20 protein-coding genes (1 of these 20 cut by a window edge) are annotated in these 15,678 nt (G+C 68.0%); 19 read left to right on the plus strand and 1 reads right to left on the minus strand.

The window, feature by feature from the left end; all coding sequences use genetic code 11:
- Positions 1-131 carry the end of a GDP-mannose 4,6-dehydratase gene (gene gmd, locus IPL89_13620; protein MBK9064210.1) on the plus strand. It extends 937 nt beyond the left edge of the window, so only the last 131 of its 1,068 coding nucleotides appear in the window; its start codon lies off the left edge, out of view; it ends in the stop codon at positions 129-131.
- Here the strand turns inward: gmd and IPL89_13625 are convergent.
- Positions 123-542 (minus strand): hypothetical protein, encoded by a 420-nt coding sequence (locus tag IPL89_13625; protein MBK9064211.1) that lies wholly within the window; start codon positions 540-542, stop codon positions 123-125. The genes gmd and IPL89_13625 overlap by 9 nt on opposite strands.
- Positions 543-597: 55 nt before the next feature.
- Here IPL89_13625 and IPL89_13630 point away from each other — a divergent pair, with 55 nt between their 5' ends.
- The 18 genes from IPL89_13630 (at position 598) to IPL89_13715 (ending at position 15,673) form a co-directional block, all read left to right on the plus strand.
- Positions 598-1,722 (plus strand): SAM-dependent methyltransferase, encoded by a 1,125-nt coding sequence (locus IPL89_13630; GenBank protein MBK9064212.1) that lies wholly within the window; start codon positions 598-600, stop codon positions 1,720-1,722.
- A 118-nt stretch (positions 1,723-1,840) separates the two neighbouring features.
- The gene (ndhC, locus tag IPL89_13635) at positions 1,841-2,197 is read left to right on the plus strand and encodes an NADH-quinone oxidoreductase subunit A (GenBank protein MBK9064213.1); all 357 of its coding nucleotides are present in this window, start codon (positions 1,841-1,843) and stop codon (positions 2,195-2,197) included.
- Positions 2,188-2,691, plus strand: coding sequence for an NADH-quinone oxidoreductase subunit B (locus tag IPL89_13640; protein ID MBK9064214.1), 504 nt, complete (start codon positions 2,188-2,190; stop codon positions 2,689-2,691). The genes ndhC and IPL89_13640 overlap by 10 nt, the downstream gene beginning before the upstream one ends.
- Complete coding sequence (locus tag IPL89_13645) at positions 2,684-3,367, plus strand: NADH-quinone oxidoreductase subunit C (protein MBK9064215.1); 684 nt, start codon at positions 2,684-2,686, stop codon at positions 3,365-3,367. The genes IPL89_13640 and IPL89_13645 overlap by 8 nt, the downstream gene beginning before the upstream one ends.
- Before the next feature lie 47 nt (positions 3,368-3,414).
- Positions 3,415-4,521 (plus strand): NADH-quinone oxidoreductase subunit D, encoded by a 1,107-nt coding sequence (locus IPL89_13650; GenBank protein MBK9064216.1) that lies wholly within the window; start codon positions 3,415-3,417, stop codon positions 4,519-4,521.
- A gap of 2 nt (positions 4,522-4,523) precedes the next feature.
- The gene (gene nuoH, locus IPL89_13655) at positions 4,524-5,720 is read left to right on the plus strand and encodes an NADH-quinone oxidoreductase subunit NuoH (protein ID MBK9064217.1); all 1,197 of its coding nucleotides are present in this window, start codon (positions 4,524-4,526) and stop codon (positions 5,718-5,720) included.
- Position 5,721: 1 nt separating this feature from the next.
- Complete coding sequence (locus IPL89_13660; GenBank protein MBK9064218.1) at positions 5,722-6,198, plus strand: NADH-quinone oxidoreductase subunit I; 477 nt, start codon at positions 5,722-5,724, stop codon at positions 6,196-6,198.
- Complete coding sequence (locus IPL89_13665) at positions 6,195-6,800, plus strand: NADH-quinone oxidoreductase subunit J (protein MBK9064219.1); 606 nt, start codon at positions 6,195-6,197, stop codon at positions 6,798-6,800. The genes IPL89_13660 and IPL89_13665 overlap by 4 nt, the downstream gene beginning before the upstream one ends.
- A 2-nt stretch (positions 6,801-6,802) precedes the next feature.
- Positions 6,803-7,102, plus strand: coding sequence for an NADH-quinone oxidoreductase subunit NuoK (gene nuoK, locus IPL89_13670; GenBank protein MBK9064220.1), 300 nt, complete (start codon positions 6,803-6,805; stop codon positions 7,100-7,102).
- Entirely contained in the window at positions 7,099-9,312 is a 2,214-nt protein-coding gene (gene nuoL / locus IPL89_13675) for an NADH-quinone oxidoreductase subunit L (protein MBK9064221.1), read from the plus strand. The genes nuoK and nuoL overlap by 4 nt, the downstream gene beginning before the upstream one ends.
- A gap of 13 nt (positions 9,313-9,325) precedes the next feature.
- Entirely contained in the window at positions 9,326-10,888 is a 1,563-nt protein-coding gene (locus IPL89_13680) for an NADH-quinone oxidoreductase subunit M (protein ID MBK9064222.1), read from the plus strand.
- Between the two features lie 3 nt (positions 10,889-10,891).
- Positions 10,892-12,346 carry an NADH-quinone oxidoreductase subunit N gene (locus IPL89_13685; protein ID MBK9064223.1) on the plus strand — a complete coding sequence of 485 codons (1,455 nt, stop codon included), beginning with the start codon at positions 10,892-10,894 and terminating at the stop codon, positions 12,344-12,346.
- A gap of 16 nt (positions 12,347-12,362) precedes the next feature.
- Positions 12,363-12,641, plus strand: coding sequence for an AtpZ/AtpI family protein (locus IPL89_13690; GenBank protein ID MBK9064224.1), 279 nt, complete (start codon positions 12,363-12,365; stop codon positions 12,639-12,641).
- A complete protein-coding gene (locus tag IPL89_13695) occupies positions 12,628-13,050 on the plus strand; it encodes an ATP synthase subunit I (protein MBK9064225.1) in 423 nt (140 codons plus the stop codon). Before IPL89_13690 ends, IPL89_13695 begins: the two co-directional genes overlap by 14 nt.
- Positions 13,051-13,066: 16 nt before the next feature.
- On the plus strand, positions 13,067-13,858 hold the full coding sequence (gene atpB / locus IPL89_13700) for a F0F1 ATP synthase subunit A (GenBank protein MBK9064226.1): 792 nt from the start codon (positions 13,067-13,069) through the stop codon (positions 13,856-13,858).
- 44 nt (positions 13,859-13,902) lie between these two features.
- The gene (locus IPL89_13705) at positions 13,903-14,211 is read left to right on the plus strand and encodes an ATP synthase F0 subunit C (protein ID MBK9064227.1); all 309 of its coding nucleotides are present in this window, start codon (positions 13,903-13,905) and stop codon (positions 14,209-14,211) included.
- Between the two features lie 118 nt (positions 14,212-14,329).
- Positions 14,330-14,995 carry a sigma-70 family RNA polymerase sigma factor gene (locus IPL89_13710; protein ID MBK9064228.1) on the plus strand — a complete coding sequence of 222 codons (666 nt, stop codon included), beginning with the start codon at positions 14,330-14,332 and terminating at the stop codon, positions 14,993-14,995.
- 36 nt (positions 14,996-15,031) lie between these two features.
- Positions 15,032-15,673 carry a zf-HC2 domain-containing protein gene (locus IPL89_13715; GenBank protein MBK9064229.1) on the plus strand — a complete coding sequence of 214 codons (642 nt, stop codon included), beginning with the start codon at positions 15,032-15,034 and terminating at the stop codon, positions 15,671-15,673.
- Positions 15,674-15,678: the final 5 nt, after the last annotated feature.

Genomic DNA, 15,678 nt, shown 5'->3' on the forward strand with positions numbered 1-15,678 from the left:
ATCCGTCGAAGGCGAAACGGCTGCTGGGCTGGGCCCCGCGCGTCGCGTTCGCGGGCCTCGTCGACATGATGGCGGACGCGGACCTCGCGCGGGCCCGCCAGGAATCCGCGGCGTCCGTTCCGTCAGTCTGAGGAAAGGGCGAACGCGAGCGTCGCGCGGAAGTCGGGGAACGCGCCGGACGTCTCGACCGCTCCGTGGAGCGCGGGCGTCAGCGACCTCACGGGCGTCTTCGGCGTCGAAAACGCGAGATTCGCGGTGACGCGACCCTCGTCGAAGGCGAGCCAGCGCGGCGGGTGCAGCGTGCCCTCCGCCCGCCCGGCGGCCACGAAACACTCCGTGAAGAGCGTGCGGAGCATCGTGGCGTCGTCGAGTCCGGCGCCCTGCACGGGATAGGTCTGGCCGTCGGATTCGCCGGCCGGCGGCGCGCCGCCGTAAACGGCCTCGAGGGCGGCCTTCACGGCTGCGCCGTAAAGCTCGTCGCGGGATTTCGCGGCGAGCGTGATCGTGAGTCCGGAGGGTGTCTCGGAGATCCCGTACGTCACGTCGTGCTCCTTATGGTCCGGCGCGCGATCTTAACCGGCTGCTAGTCTCGCGGCGATGATGCCGCTTGCTCAGCGTCTCGCCGCGCGCATCCGCGCCGAGGGCCCGCTCCGCTTCGACGCGTTCCAGGAGGCGGCCCTCTACGACCCGGAGGGGGGCTATTACGAGCGCGCCGGGCGCGTCGGGCGCTCCGGCGACTTCGTGACCGGCCCGTCCTGGCACCCCGCGTTCGGCCGGACGATCGCGCGGATCGCGCGGCGTCTCCGGGAAGAGGGCGCGCCGCGCGGCCTTCGCGCGCCGACGGATGTCGTGGACTTCGGGGCCGGCGAAGGGGAGCTGCTTTCGGCGGCGGACGAGGCTCTTCGCGCGTGGGGAATCCGAGAGCAGTTCCGCCTCGTGGGTGTCGAACGCTCCGCCAAGCGCCGCAGCATCGCCGACGGGAGGTGCCCCAGCGCTGTCTGGCTCTCTTCACTCGAAGAAATCCCCTCTTCTTCCCTCTCCGGTCTCGTCGTCTGCTACGAGTTGTTCGATGCGCTGCCGGTGAGGGCGCTCTTCTTTGAAGGTGAAATGCTGCTGGAGCGCGTCGTGACGCTGGCACCCGACGGCGAGGGCTTCGCGTGGGGCCTCGCGAACTGCCCAGACGGCGCCGAGCTGCTCGACGGGTTCCGAGCCCGGGGCATTCACCTTCATAGAAATCAAAAGCTCGAGATTCGCTCCGGCGCCGCCCGACTCGCCGCAGAACTCGCAGCGCGTCTCTCTTCCGGGCTCGTTCTCGTCTTCGACTACGGCGCGCCCGCTCGCGCTCTCTACTCGGCTGCGCGGGCGAACGGAACGCTGGAGGCGTTCGTCTCCCACGGCGTGACGCGCGACGTCCTGACGGATCCCGGGTCGCGAGACCTGACGGCGTGGGTCGACTTTTCGGAGCTCGCCGACGCGTTCGCCGCCGCCGGTCTTTCCGTCGAGGGGCCGGTCAGCCAGTCGCGCGTCCTCGCCGCGGGCGGGATCTTCGAGGAACTCGCGGTGGACCCCGTCTCGCCACCCGACGCCGCGCGCGAGGCGGACCGCCGAGCGGCGGCGGCGCTCGTCCAGCCGGGCGGAATGGGCGAGTCGATCCGCGTCCTGATCGCCTCCCGGGGGACCGCTCTCGGCTCCGCTCTTGCGTCCTGGACACGCCCCGCGTGATGCCTTTGCATCGTTTGACATCGCCGGGACCGAAACACAGAATCCTCCTCGTCTTGACCGAAGCCGGGTGGTGTTCAGGCGCGGGCGGATCGCGAGGGGTGTGCTCATGAACCCGTCCATGGCGTCGTACCTGCCCATCCTGTACTTCGCGATCATGGCGGCGATCGTGCCGATCGCGGGCCTCGCGGCGATGTCGCTCCTGAGGCCGAAGAACCCGAACCCGACGAAGCTCTCGCCGTACGAGTGCGGCGTCGCGTCGCCGACGGAGGCGTTCGACCACCGCTTCTCGGTCCGGTACTACCTGATCGCGGTTCTCTTCGTCGTGTTCGACGTCGAGACGATCTTCCTGTTCCCGTGGGCGGTCATGTACCACAAGCTGAAGCTGTTCGGCCTCGTGGAGATGCTCGTCTTCCTCGTGATCCTCGTCGTGGGTTACGTCTACGCGTGGCGGAGGGGAGCGCTTTCGTGGGCCTGATCGAGAACGCGTTCCCGGACAACGTCCTCACGACCACCGTCGACGCCCTCATCGGCTGGGGCCGCAAGAACTCGCTCTGGCCGATGCAGTTCGGCCTCGCGTGCTGCGCGATCGAGATGATGGCGGTCGTCGACAGCCGCCACGACATGGCGCGTTTCGGCGCCGAGGTCTTCCGCGGGTCGCCGCGGCAGTGCGACATGATGCTCGTCGCGGGCACCGTCACCGAGAAGATGGCGCCGATCATCAAGCGCCTTTACGACCAGATGGCCGACCCGAAGTGGGTCATCGCGATGGGCTCGTGCGCAACCTGCGGCGGCCCGTACCGGAGCTACGCGGTCACGCAGGGCGTCGACCGGATCATCCCGGTGGACGTCTACGTTCCCGGCTGCCCGCCGCGGCCCGAGGCCCTTCTCTACGGCCTCATGGAGCTCCAGAAGAAAATCCAGAAGATGCGCGTGATCCGCCGCGCTCCCGAGGAGCTCGCCGTTGGCTGACGAACCGAAGGACGCTCCCGCCGCACCGCCCGCGGGCGAGCCTGCCGCTGCGCCCGCCGGCGAGCCCGCGAAGCCTGCCGCCGCAGCCGCCCCGAAGCCGGCCGCTCCTCCGAAGGTTCCCCTTCCGGCCCCCGTCGACGCGATGGGCGAGCCGCTCGTCGTCGCCCTCGCCGCGGCCGTGCCCGGCGCGGTCCTCGGCGCGAAGAAGATGGTCGGCCAGACGACCGTGGAGATCGCACCGGGCAAGCTCGTCGAGGCCTGCCGGCACCTCAAGGACAAGGAAACGTACACGTTCCTCGTGGATCAGACGGCCGTGGACTGGAAGGAGCGCGCCCCGCGCTTCGACGTCGTCTACTGGCTTCATTCGTTCGACCGCGGCAACGCGCGCGTGCGGCTCAAGGTCGGCGTTGCCGACGGCGCCACCTGCCCGACCGTGAGCGGCGTCTGGGAGACCGCGAACTGGATGGAGCGCGAGGTGTTCGACCTCTTCGGCATTTCGTTCGACGGCCACCCCGACCTCCGCCGGATCCTCACGTGGGACGGCTTCCAGGGCCATCCGCTCCGCAAGGACTTCCCGGTCGAGGGCATCGACACGGGAGCCGCGATCTACCCGGACCGCTACCCCGAGGGCGGCGGCCCCGCGCCCGACGACAAGAACAGGAAGACCGTCTCGTGAGCGAGCTCGTCGGAACCGCCGGCGCCGTTCCCGAAACGGACGAGACGATGCTCGGGCTCCGCGAGATGGAGCTCAACTTCGGGCCGCAGCACCCGTCCACGCACGGCGTCCTCCGGATCGTCCTCAAGGTGGACGGCGAGCGGATCGTCTCGGCGCGGCCGGACGTCGGCTACCTCCACCGCGGCACCGAGAAGCTCTTCGAGACCGAGACGTATCCCATGGTCATCCCGCACACGGACCGCCTGGACTACGTCGCGGCCGCGACGAACAACCACGCGTACGTGCTGGCCGTGGAAAAGCTCCTCGGCGTCGACGTCCCGAAGAGGGCGCAATACATCCGCGTCGTCCTCGACGAGATGCAGCGGATCTCGTCCCACCTCCTCTGGCTCGCGACGGCCGCGATCGACCTCGGCGCGATCACGCCTTTTTTCTACACGTTCCGCGAGCGCGAGGTCATTCTCGACCTCTTCGAGGACTACTGCGGCGCGCGCCTCACGCTGAACTGCATGCGCGTCGGAGGCCTCCAGGAGGAGCTGACGCCGGGCTGGATCGAGAAGCTCCGCGCCTTCACGGAGGACCTCGGGTCGAAGATCGACGAGTACGAGGACCTCCTGACCGAGAACCGCATCTGGAAGATGCGGACGATCGGCGTCGGGATCCTCAACACGGAGCGCTGCATCGAGTGGGGCGTCACGGGCCCGCCGCTGCGCGCGGCCGGGCTCGCGTGGGACATCCGCCGCGCAATTCCCTACGAGTGCTATCCCGAGCTCGACTTCGAGATTCCGACCGGCAAGAACGCCGACACGTACGACCGCTACCTCGTGAGGGTCGCCGAGCTGCGCCAGAGCCGCCGGATCCTCCTGCAGTGCTGCGACTGGCTCGCCGCGAACCCGACGGGCGACATTCGCGGCAAGGTGCCGCGCGTCATCAAGCCGCCCGTGGGCGACGTGTACGCCAGCGTCGAGTCCCCGAAGGGCGAGCTCGGCTTCTACCTCGTCTCGAACGGAACCAACAAGCCGTACCGGCTGCGCGTCCGGCCACCGAGCTTCATCAACCTGCAGGCTCTGCCGGAGATGGCGCGCGGCCACATGGTTTCGGACCTCGTCGCGATCATCGGGACGATCGACATCGTCCTCGGTGAGGTGGATCGATAGACATGGAAATTTCCGCGAGCGTCCTGAACTACGTCCTCATCCCGGCCGTCAAGGCCGTGGTGGTCGTGATCCTCGTCGCCACGGCGGCGGGCGTCCTCACGTACATCGAACGCCGGACTCTCGCGTTCCTCCAGGTGAGGAAGGGCCCGAACCGCGTAGGGCCGGAGGGCATCCTTCAGTTCGTCGCGGACGTCGTGAAGCTCCTGACGAAGGAAGACGTCGTCCCCGCGAAGGCGCAGCACTTCGTCCACTTCCTCGCGCCGGTCCTCGTGATGGTGCCCGGACTCGCGGTCTTCGCGGTCCTGCCGTGGGGTCCCGAGTTCACGATGAGGATCCCCGGCCTCGGCAAGATCACGACGGCCTGGTACGCGACGGACCTCAACGTCTCGCTGCTCCTCCTTCTCGCGATCACGTCGGTGGGGATCTACGGGATCATCCTCGGGGGCTGGGCGTCGAACTCGAAGTACGCGCTCCTCGGCGGCCTGCGCTCGGCGGCACAGCTCATAAGCTACGAGGTCCCGATGGGCTTCGCGGTCGTGAGCGCGATCCTCATGGCGCGCTCGCTGTCCCTCGTCGAGATCGTCGAGGCGCAGCGGACGCACCACATGTGGTTCATCCTGCCCGGCCTCGTCTCGTTCTTCCTCTACTTCGTGTCCGGCGTCGCCGAGACGAACCGCATCCCGTTCGACCTGCCCGAGGCCGAGAGCGAGCTCGTCGCGGGCTTCCACACGGAGTATTCGGGCTTCCGGTGGGCGATCTTCTTCCTGACCGAGTACGCGAACATGATCACGATCTCGGCGGTCGCGACGGCGCTCTTCTTCGGCGGCTGGCTGCGGCCGTTCCCGAACGTCGCCGCCCTCGGGTTCCTCGACGTGATTCCGGGCGTGATCTGGTACGTCCTGAAGGTCTCGTGCTTCCTCTTCGTGTACATCTGGTTCCGCGGGACGTTCCCGCGCTACCGGTTCGACCAGCTCATGGCGCTCGGGTGGAAGACCCTGATCCCGATCTCCCTCGTGAACCTCGTCCTCGTCGCGGTCGCGGCGCTGGCCGGGTTCCGCGGGCTCCGGATCCTCGGCACGATTCTCTGGGTCGCCGCCATCGGCGCCTTCGTGATCGTGACGCGGCTCAAGGCGGCGAAGAAGCCGCCCGCGACGCGCTTGATTCCGGCGCCGGTCGGCGCCCAAAAGGCGGAGGCCTGACGTGAGCTTCTGGGACGACGTCCTCCTCCTCGACATCTTCGGCGGCCTGAAGATGACCGGAAGGCACCTCTTCCGGAAGGCCGACACGGTGGAGTACCCCGAGGCCGCGCGCGAGCCGAGCGACCGTTTCCGGGGCATGTTCCGCCTCGACGAGGAGCGGTGCATCAAGTGCACGCTCTGCGCGATCGAGTGCCCGATCAACATCATCTTCATCGACTGGCACAACGAGAAGAACCCGCAGGGCAAGAACGAGAAGGTCCTCGACCGGTTCGACGTGGACCTCAAGCGCTGCATGTTCTGCGGCCTCTGCGAGGAGGCCTGCCCGACGAACCCGAAGTCGATCTGGCTGAGGACGAAGACTTACGAGCTCGGCACGTACGAGCGGAACGACGCCCTCTACCTCGACATCAAGAAGCTCACGAAGTGGGACGAGAACGTCAAGCCGTTCACGATCGTCGAGCAGGGGGAGGGGCGGTGACGACGCCGTTCTTCTTCTGGTTCTTCGCGGCGATCGTCGTGTTCGGCGCCGTGGGCGTCGTCGCGATGCGCCAGCCGGTCCACTCGGCGCTCTTCCTCCTCCTCTCCTTCTTCGGGATCGCGGCGCTTTTCGTCACGCTCCGCGCCGAGTTCCTCGCGGCGGTCCAGATCCTCGTCTACGCGGGCGGGATCATGGTTCTCTTCCTCTTCACGATCATGCTCGTGAACATCCGGAAGACGGCCGGAGAGCCCTTCCTGCACCGGCAGGCGGGCGCCGCGCTCCTCGTCGCGTTCCTGCTCCTCGCGGTCGTCGGCGGAACGATCGTGGCCTCCTCGCGGACGAGCGGCCTCGCGGACGCGGGCCAGAGCGCGGATCCCGCGAAGCTCTCGACGACGACGATCACCCGCACGGTGACCGAGACCGTCGACGGGAAGGTCGTGAAGACCCCCGTCACCGAGGAGATCGCCGGCAACAGCCAGGCCGTCGCCTGGAGCCTCTATCGCGACTATCTGCTGCCGTTCGAGGTGGCCTCGGTGTTCCTCCTCGTCGCGATGATCGGGGCGGTCGTCCTCGGCAAGCGGACGATGGAGCGGGTGGACTGATGATCTCGGTCACGCACTACGTCGCCCTCTCGTTCCTGCTCTTCGCGATCGGGGTCACCGGCGTCCTGATCCGCCGCAACCTCCTCACCGTCCTCATGTCGATCGAGCTCATCCTGAACGCCGCGAACCTCAACCTCATCGCGTTCTCGCGTCAGTTCGGCGACCTGAACGGGCAGCTCTTCACGGTCTTCGTGATCACGCTCGCCGCCGGCGAGGCCGCGATCGGCCTTGCGATCATCATCTCCCTCTACCGCCTCAAGAACTCCGTGAACCTCGACGCCGTGTCGGAGCTGAAGGGATGAAGGCTGCCGCGATCCTGCCCTGGATCCCCGTCTTCCCGCTGATCGGGTTCCTCGTCAACGGGCTCCTGTACCTCGCCACCCACTCGAAGCTGGGCGGCAAGGACTCCCCGAAGGGCCCGCACGGCGACGGACACGGCCACGTAGCTCACGACGATCACGGCCACGGCGCCCACCACGAGATCCCGTTCGCGGCGGTCCACGCGGTGGTCGGCCCCGCGGCAGCGATCCTCTCCTGCGTGGCGGCCTTTGCCGCGATCTTCCTGTGGTGGGGCGAGACGCACGGCCACGAGGGCGTCGTCGCGAACCTCTGGACGTGGATGCCTCTCGGCGCGAACCCGACGTGGTTCGGCGGAAAGGCGCTCGTCGTGGACGCGGCGTTCCGGCTCGACGCGCTCTCGGCGCTGATGCTGGGTTTCGTCACGTTCATCGGCTCCCTGATCCACGTCTACTCGGTCGGGTACATGGGGCACGACGAGGGGTTCGGGCGGTACTTCTCGTACCTGAACCTCTTCATGTTCTCGATGCTCACGCTCGTTCTCGGCGCGGGCCTCCCGATCCTGTTCGTCGGCTGGGAGGGCGTGGGCCTCTGCTCGTACCTCCTGATCGGCTTCTACTGGAAGAAGGACTACGCCGCCGACGCCGGCAAGAAGGCGTTCGTCGTGAACCGCATCGGCGACTTCGGATTCGTCCTCGGGATCTTCGGCTGCTTCGCGCTGTTCGGGACGACCGACTTCGGCGCGATGTTCTCCATGGCGGCCGCCAACCCCGCGAAATACGCCGCGGGCGGCCTCATGACGGCCGTCTGCCTCGCGCTCTTCATCGGCGCGTGCGGCAAGAGCGCGCAGATCCCGCTCTACGTCTGGCTCCCGGACGCCATGGCCGGCCCGACGCCCGTCTCCGCGCTCATCCACGCCGCGACGATGGTCACGGCGGGCGTCTACATGGTCGCGCGCTGCAACGTCTTCTACCGCATCTCGCACGAGTGGGCGATGAAGGTCCTCGGAGAGCACGCCACGGTTGGCGGCCTCCTGACGCACGACGCGTCCTTCGTCGTCGCGGTCGTCGGCGGCGCGACCGCCCTCTTCGCCGCGACGATGGGCCTCACCCAGACGGACATCAAGAAAGTCCTCGCGTACTCGACGGTCTCGCAGCTCGGTTACATGTTCCTCGGCTGCGGCGCGCTCGCTTTCTCGGCGGGCATGTTCCACGTCTTCACGCACGCGTGGTTCAAGGCCTGCCTCTTCCTCGGGGCGGGCTCCGTGATTCACGCCCTCGGCGGCGAGCAGGACATGACGAAGATGGGCGGGCTCCGCAAGCTGATCCCGCACACGTTCGTCACGATGTTCGTCGCGACGCTCGCGATCGCGGGCGTCCCGGGCCTCGCGGGGTTCTTCTCGAAGGACGCGATCCTCGCCGAGACGTGGGGCGCGGGCTACAAGGTCCTCTGGGTCCTCGCCGTCCTCACGGCCGGGATCACCGCCTTCTACATGTTCCGGCTCATCAAGATGACGTTCTACGGGACGTTCCGCGGCACGGCCGAGCAGCTCAAGCACGTGCACGAGTCGCCCGCCTCGATGGTCGTGCCGCTCTATTTCCTCGCTGCCGGCGCCGCCGTCGTCGGCTGGTTTGGCATTCCGAAATTCATTCTCGGGAAAGAGAATTCCTTCGAAGGGTTTTTGGAGCCCGTCATCGTGAAGCTGCCTGCGGCCTGGGTGGCCGAGGCGCACGAGATGACTCATGCGACGGAGTGGTCGCTGATGCTCACGTCGGTCGGCGTCGCCGCGTTCGGCATCGTCCTCGCCTGGGCGTTCTACTCGGGCGCGTACCCGTTCGCGATGCCCGAGCGCATCGCGTCCTCCCTCGGCGGCTTCTACCGTCTGGTCCGGGACAAGTACCGCGTCGACGAGCTCTACGAGGCCGTCTTCGTGAACGGGCTCATCAAGAAGGGCGGTCGCCTCATGTGGGAGATCGACGCCCGCGTCCTCGACCTCATCCCGAACGGCTCGAGCGCCGTCACGCTCTTCGCCTCGAGGATCTCCTCGTGGTTCGACCGGACGTTCGTGGACGGCGCGGTGAACGGCGTCGGGAACACCCTGGAAACGGCGTGGCGCGGGATGCGCCGCGTGCAATCCGGGCGCACGCAGAACTACGCGCTGACCATGGCGGCCGGCGTTTTCGGATTCGTCTGCCTCTACCTCCTCCTGAGATGAAGAAGGGCGCCGCATGAACGGACTCCTCTCCCTGCTCATCTTCCTGCCGGTCGTGGGGACCCTCGCGGTCTTCCTCGTGCCGCGCGAGAAGCCGGGCCTCATCCGCTGGGTCGCGACGCTCTTCACGGGCGCCGAGTTCCTCCTTTCGCTCCCGCTCTGGACCTTCACGGGGTTCCGGACGTCGGGCGACTTCTTCTTCCGCGAGACGCACGACTGGATCCCGTCGCTCGGCGCGAAGTACGCGCTCGGCGTCGACGGAATCGCGGCGCTCCTGATCCTCCTGACGACGCTCCTCTCGTTCATCTCCGTGTACTCGTCCTTCACGGCGGTCACGAAGCGCGAGAAGGAGTACTACGCGTTCCTCCTCCTTCTCGAGACGGGGATGATCGGCGTCTTCTGCGCGCTCGACTTCTTCCTCTTCTACGTGTTCTGGGAGGTCATGCTCGTCCCGATGTACTTCCTGATCGGGATCTGGGGCGGGCCGCGGAAGCTCTACGCGGCGATCAAGTTCTTCCTGTACACGCTCGCGGGCTCCGTCGTCATGCTGCTCGCGATCATCGCCCTGTACTTCTTCAACACGTCGGGCTTCCTGTGGTGGAAGGGTCTCGGCAACGCGCCGTCGTTCGACATCGTCCACTTCCAGTCGATCGCGTCCCAGATCCCGCCGGACCTCCAGATCTGGCTCTTCTGGGCGTTCTTCATCGGGTTTGCGATCAAGGTTCCGATGTTCCCGTTCCACACGTGGCTGCCGGACGCGCACGTCGAGGCGCCGACGGCGGGCTCGGTCATCCTCGCGGGCGTTCTCCTCAAGATGGGGACGTACGGCTTCCTCCGGTTCTCGCTTCCGATCTGCTCGGGAGCCTCGCGCACCTACTGGGTGCAGCTCACGGTCGTCGTCCTCTCGATCATCGGCATCATCTACGGCTCCATGGTCGCGATGGTCCAGAAGGACATGAAGAAGCTCGTCGCGTATTCCTCGGTCGCGCACCTCGGGTTCGTCATGCTCGGCCTCTTCTCCCTGAACAACGCGGGCATCCAGGGCGGAATCCTCCAGTCCATCAACCACGGGCTTTCGACGGGCGGGCTCTTCCTTCTCGTCGGAATCGTCTACGAGCGAACGCACACCCGCATGATCGCGGACTACGGCGGCCTCTCGGGCGTCATGCCCGTCTACGCGATGCTCTTCATGGTCATCCTCCTCGCCTCGATCGGCCTGCCGCTCCTGAACGGGTTCGTCGGCGAGTTCACGATCCTCACGGGCGCTTTCCTCGCCGACTGGCGCTGGGCAGCGTGGGCGAGCCTCGGCGTCATCCTCGGCGCGGCGTACATGCTCTGGCTCTACCAGCGCGTCTTCTTCGGCGAGCTGACGAACGAGAAGAACAAGGGCCTCGAGGACGTCAACCTCCGCGAGATTCTGACGCTCGCGCCGCTCATCGTCATGTGCTTCTGGATCGGCCTCTACCCGAAGCCGTTCTTCGAGATGACCGCGAAGTCGGCCGAGAAGATCGTCGCGGCCGTGAACCCGCCCGCGGCTTCCGAGTCCGCGCCCCGCATGGCGGCCGCAGGAGTCAAGTAGGCCATGCCGTTCGCCGCCGCCGACACGCTCCTCATCCTGCCGGAGCTGTTCCTCACGGCGGCGGGGCTCGTGCTGCTGCTCGCCGCGACCGTGGGCGGCCGCGAGAGGGAGCGGACGATCGCCTTCGCCGCGATCGGGTCCCTCGTCACGACCGGACTCCTGCTTGCCGTCTCGGCGTCCACCGCCAAGGCCCTGCCCCAGTCGGCCTTCGGCGGGATGTTCGTCCTCGATCGCTTCAGCCTCTACTTCAAGGTCCTGATGCTCCTCGCGGCCGTCGTGACGATCCTCTTCTCGCTGCGGTTCGTCGGCGCCTCGCCGTACCCGTCGGGCGAGTACTACGGGCTCATCCTCTTCGCGACCGTCGGCATGCTCTTCATGGCGTCCGGCACGCACCTCGTCTCCATCGTCGTCGCGCTCGAGCTCATGGCGCTGTCGCAGTACGTCCTCGCGGGCTACTTCAAGCGCGAGACGAAGTCTCTCGAGGCGGCCACGAAGTACTTCATCCTCGGCGCGTTCTCGTCGGGCGTCCTCATCTACGGCATTTCCCTCGTCTACGGCGCGACCGGGACGCTCTCCCTCGCGGGGATCGCGAAGGCCCTCGGCGCCGCGCCCGCGACGCCGCTTCTCATCGTCGGGATCATCCTCGTCGCGTGCGGCATGTTCTTCAAGATCGCCTCGGCGCCGTTCCACGTGTGGGCGCCGGACGTGTACGAGGGCGCTCCGACGCCGATCTCGGCGTTCTTCGCCGTCGGACCGAAGCTCGCGGCGTACGCGATCTTCGCGCGGATCTTCTTCATGGGCTTTGGCCCGCGTGCTCACGACTGGACCGCGATCGTGGCGGCGTCCGCCGCGCTCACGATGGTCGTCGGGAACGTCGGCGCTCTGCAGCAGACGAACGTCAAGCGCCTTCTCGGCTACTCCTCGATCGGGCACGCGGGCTACGCGCTTCTCGGCCTGCTCGCCTATGGCGACGCGACGGGCATCGGCCTCTGGGCCATCCTCGTCTATCTCCTCGCTTACGCGTTCATGAACCTCGGAGCCTTCGGCCTCGTGATCCTCCTCGAGTCGAAGGGCTACGCCGCCGAGAGCGTCGACGACTTCAACGGCCTCTCGAAGAAGAATCCGTGGGCGGCGGCCGCGATGCTCGTCTTCCTGCTGTCGCTGGCGGGGATCCCGCCGACGGCCGGGTTCGTCGGCAAGTACCTGCTCTTCTCGGCCGCGATGAAGGCCGGATGGTTCTGGCTCTCGCTCCTCGCGGTCCTCATGTCGGCCGTGTCGCTCTTCTACTACTTCCGGATCGCGCGGGCGATGTACCTCGTGGACGGGGAAGGCGAGCTGCACTGGCGCGAGGAGCCCGCCGTGACCGCGGCGATCGCGATCTGCGCGGCCGGGACGCTCGCGATGGGCATCCTCCCCGGGCCGTTCGTGGCATTCGCGAAGAGCTGCCTCTTCCCGTGAGCCGGGCAGCGGCGAGATGAGCGGCGCCGCCGGTCCCGGGAATGACGACGGTTCGGGCGGGGACCGGGGTTTTGCGCGCTACTTCGCCGACGTCCTGACGTTCGGGTGGGTCCTGCCGGCGGCCATCGCCGCGGGCGCCGGCCTCGGCTGGGTCCTGGACAAGGTCTTCGGCCTGTTCCCGGTCCTGACGGCCGCCCTGGCCCTCGTGGGCCTCGTTGCCGGCCTCAGGCAGATCTACCGCGAGTCGGGAGTCCTGTCCCGCAGCGGGAAGGGCCCCGGAAGTGGCAACGCCTGAGGGCCGCGAGGCTCCCGAGAGGCCCGGACGGGGGTGGCTTCGGACGGCCGCCGTCCTCGCCCTTCTGGCCGCCTCCGGACTGGCCGCGACGGGCCGTTTCCGGCCCGCCCTCGCCTTGACTCTGGGGGCCTCCGTGGCTATCGTCTCGGCGCTCTGGCTGTCGGATTTCCTCGGTCGCTTCGCGGCGCCCGAGCGAAGCACGCCGGCCCGATTCGACTGGAAACTCGGGTTCAAGGCCGTTCTCCGGTACGGCCTGATCGGAGCCGCCCTGTGGGCCTCCGTTCGGGCATTCCCGGCCGACGTCCCGTGGCTGATCGGGGGTCTCTCGACGGTCGTCGCCGCGGCGGCGATCGACGGGGTTCTCGAGCAGGTCCGCGGGCCGCGGAACGGAACGGGCGCGGCCCGCTGAAGGCGGAAACGGCGACGTGCACCACGAACATTCGATCTTCTTCGGGTTCTTCAACGCGCTCCTGACGCGCATCCTCGGGCCCGTCGACGGCGCTCCCGCCTGGTGGAAGAACGGCATCGACCTCGGGAGCTTCCACATCGCGGGCGTCGCGCCGCGCGGCGAGGGCGGCGAGCTTCTCGGCTGGATCCCCGACCACGTCGCGATGGCGATCGTCGTCGTCCTCTTCATGGCGGCGTTCTTCTTCTACGCCTCCCGGAGCTACCGCCGGGACGCCCCGGGCCGGCTTCAGAACGTGATCGAAGTCTTCGTCGACTTCCTGCGCGGCGTCATCAAGGAGAACATCGCCCACGGGGAGCATTACCTCCCGATCGTGGGGGCGTTCTTCTTCTTCATCTTCTTCTCGAACATCTGCGGCCTGTTCTTCTTCCTGCAGCCGCCCACGGCGAACCTGAACGTGACGTTCGCGCTCTCGATCACGTGCTTTTTCATCTTCAACGCCGAGGGCATCAAGGCGCACGGCCTGTTCGGGTACCTCAAGCACTTCCTCGGGCCGATGCTCGCGCTGGCGCCGCTCATGTTCCTCATCGAGATGATCGGGAACTTTGCCCGCGCGCTTTCGCTCTCGATGCGTCTCTACGGCAACATTTACGGCGAGCACACGGCCGGCAGCATCTTCACCGGCCTGATGCCCATCGTGGTCCCGTGGCCGATGATGGCCCTCGGGATCTTCACGGCGCTGCTGCAGGCGTACGTGTTCACTCTCCTGACCACCGTCTATCTGGGCGGCGCGACCGCCCACGAGCACTGATCCCGATTTCTCATCTCGAAAGGAGTCTTATGTTCAAGAAGCTCATGTCCGCGGGCGCCCTCGGTGCGCTCGCCCTGGCCCTCCCGAACCTCGCCCTCGCCGAAGAGGCCGCCAAGGCCGTCTCCTCCGGCGGGGCTGGATGGGGCCACTTCTCGGCTGCGTTCGCGATCGGCCTGGCCGCCGCGGCCGGCGCCATCGCCCAGGGCCGGACGGCGGTCGCGGCCTGCGAGGGAATCGCGCGCAACCCCGGCGCGGTCGGCCAGATCCGCGGCCAGGCCTTCCTCGGCCTCGTCCTGATCGAGTCGCTCGTCATCTACGCCCTCGTCATCGCTTTCGTCATCAACGGCAAGTAAATCTTTTCCCGTCAGGGATTTGGCGGCCCCGGGCGACCGGGGCCGCTGCTTTTTAGGGGGTGCCGGAAAAGCCGTTTGAAACCGGCGCGCGTATTGCTCTTCAGAAGGCGGTACGAACATGGCATTTCTGACCAGCAAGAAGCCTTCCTCCCCGGGCGCATGGGACTTCAAGAACGGCGAGCTGCCGTTCGCGGACGCGCTCTACGGCGCCGCCCTGCGTCTCACGCGCAACCGTCAGGACGCCGAGGATCTTCTCCAGGAGACTTACCTGAAGGCGTTCGCGCACTACGAGGGCTTCACCGAGGGGACGAACCTCAAGGCGTGGCTCTTCCGCATCCTCAAGAATGCGTTCATCAACGGCTACCGGCACGCGAAAGTCGGACCGAAGGAAGTCGACCTCGGCGTCGACGGCGATGACGCCCTCGAGGCGGCCGGGACGCGCGCGCGCGCCGCGGCGAACCCGGGCCCCGAGGATCAGCTCGTCGCCGGAACGATGGACGGCCCCGTTGCCGAGGCGCTGGCGGCCCTGCCGGAGGACTTCCGCCTCGTCGTCGAGCTCGTCGATCTGCAGGACTTCTCGTACCGGGAGGTCGCCGACATCCTCGAGGTCCCGCTCGGCACGGTCATGTCGCGCCTCTACCGGGGCCGGCGCCTCCTCGAGTCGGCCCTCCTCGAGTACGGCCGGCGGCGCAACTACCTCGGCGAGGGCGAGCCCTCGCGGACGCGCCAGGGCGCGCCCGGGCCGAAGACCGTTCAGTTGTCGGAATACCGCAAGCGCCGGTAGCGTTAGGCGGACTGGCGGGGACGACCGCCGCGAACGATGGATTGCCGGACGGCCAGCCTCCTCATCGAGGCGTACCACGACGACGAGCTCGAGCTCGTCGATGCCGCCCGTCTCCTCGCCCACTTCGAGGCCTGCCCCGAATGCCGCTCCCGCTGCGACGAGGCCGCGCTCCTGCGCGACGCCATGCGCACCGGCCGGCCCGTGGACCGTTGCCCCGAGGACCTCGCCCGGCGCCTCGCCGCGCGCTGTGGAGCGCTTCCGCCGCGCCCCCCCCGGCGTTCGCTCCGGCCCGTCGTCGTCGTGCTGGCGGGCGGCTGCGGTCTCCTCATTGGCTGGGTTGCGGGCCGTTTCGTGCCGGCCGCCGCCCGCAGCCCCCTCGCCTTCGCGGGTGCGAGCCGGACGTTCGACGCGGACGTCTTCTGCCTGCGCTGCGCGCTCGACGCGATCCTTCCCGGCGCCGCGGACTCCGGAGCGCACCGGCCGCTCCTCCGGACCGCCGACGGCAGGATCTGGGTCGTCGATCCCGGCAGCGCCGCGCGCGCGCGCTTCGGCAAGCCCGGGCAGGGGCCGCGCCACGTCGTCGTGACGGCCGCGCTCGACGAGCGGACGGGCGTCGCGGACGTGTCGGACGTGACGGAAGCCCCGCCGCCCGCGGCGTCTCCGGCCGCGGCGCGCTGAGCCCG

The organism is Acidobacteriota bacterium (genome assembly GCA_016716715.1).
Taxonomy (GTDB): domain Bacteria; phylum Acidobacteriota; class Thermoanaerobaculia; order UBA5066; family UBA5066; genus Fen-183.

Excerpts from the sequence above, each read along its gene's own strand:
- IPL89_13705 (MBK9064227.1), top strand. The coding sequence starts at position 13,903 with ATGTCCGCGGGCGCCCTCGGTGCGCTCGCCCTGGCCCTCCCGAACCTC.
- ndhC (MBK9064213.1), top strand. The coding sequence starts at position 1,841 with ATGGCGTCGTACCTGCCCATCCTGTACTTCGCGATCATGGCGGCGATC.
- IPL89_13650 (MBK9064216.1), top strand. The coding sequence starts at position 3,415 with ATGCTCGGGCTCCGCGAGATGGAGCTCAACTTCGGGCCGCAGCACCCG.
- IPL89_13685 (MBK9064223.1), top strand. The coding sequence starts at position 10,892 with ATGCCGTTCGCCGCCGCCGACACGCTCCTCATCCTGCCGGAGCTGTTC.
- IPL89_13630 (MBK9064212.1), top strand. The coding sequence starts at position 598 with ATGATGCCGCTTGCTCAGCGTCTCGCCGCGCGCATCCGCGCCGAGGGC.
- nuoL (MBK9064221.1), top strand. The coding sequence starts at position 7,099 with ATGAAGGCTGCCGCGATCCTGCCCTGGATCCCCGTCTTCCCGCTGATC.
- IPL89_13715 (MBK9064229.1), top strand. The coding sequence starts at position 15,032 with ATGGATTGCCGGACGGCCAGCCTCCTCATCGAGGCGTACCACGACGAC.
- IPL89_13710 (MBK9064228.1), top strand. The coding sequence starts at position 14,330 with ATGGCATTTCTGACCAGCAAGAAGCCTTCCTCCCCGGGCGCATGGGAC.
- IPL89_13680 (MBK9064222.1), top strand. The coding sequence starts at position 9,326 with ATGAACGGACTCCTCTCCCTGCTCATCTTCCTGCCGGTCGTGGGGACC.
- nuoH (MBK9064217.1), top strand. The coding sequence starts at position 4,524 with ATGGAAATTTCCGCGAGCGTCCTGAACTACGTCCTCATCCCGGCCGTC.
- IPL89_13690 (MBK9064224.1), top strand. The coding sequence starts at position 12,363 with ATGAGCGGCGCCGCCGGTCCCGGGAATGACGACGGTTCGGGCGGGGAC.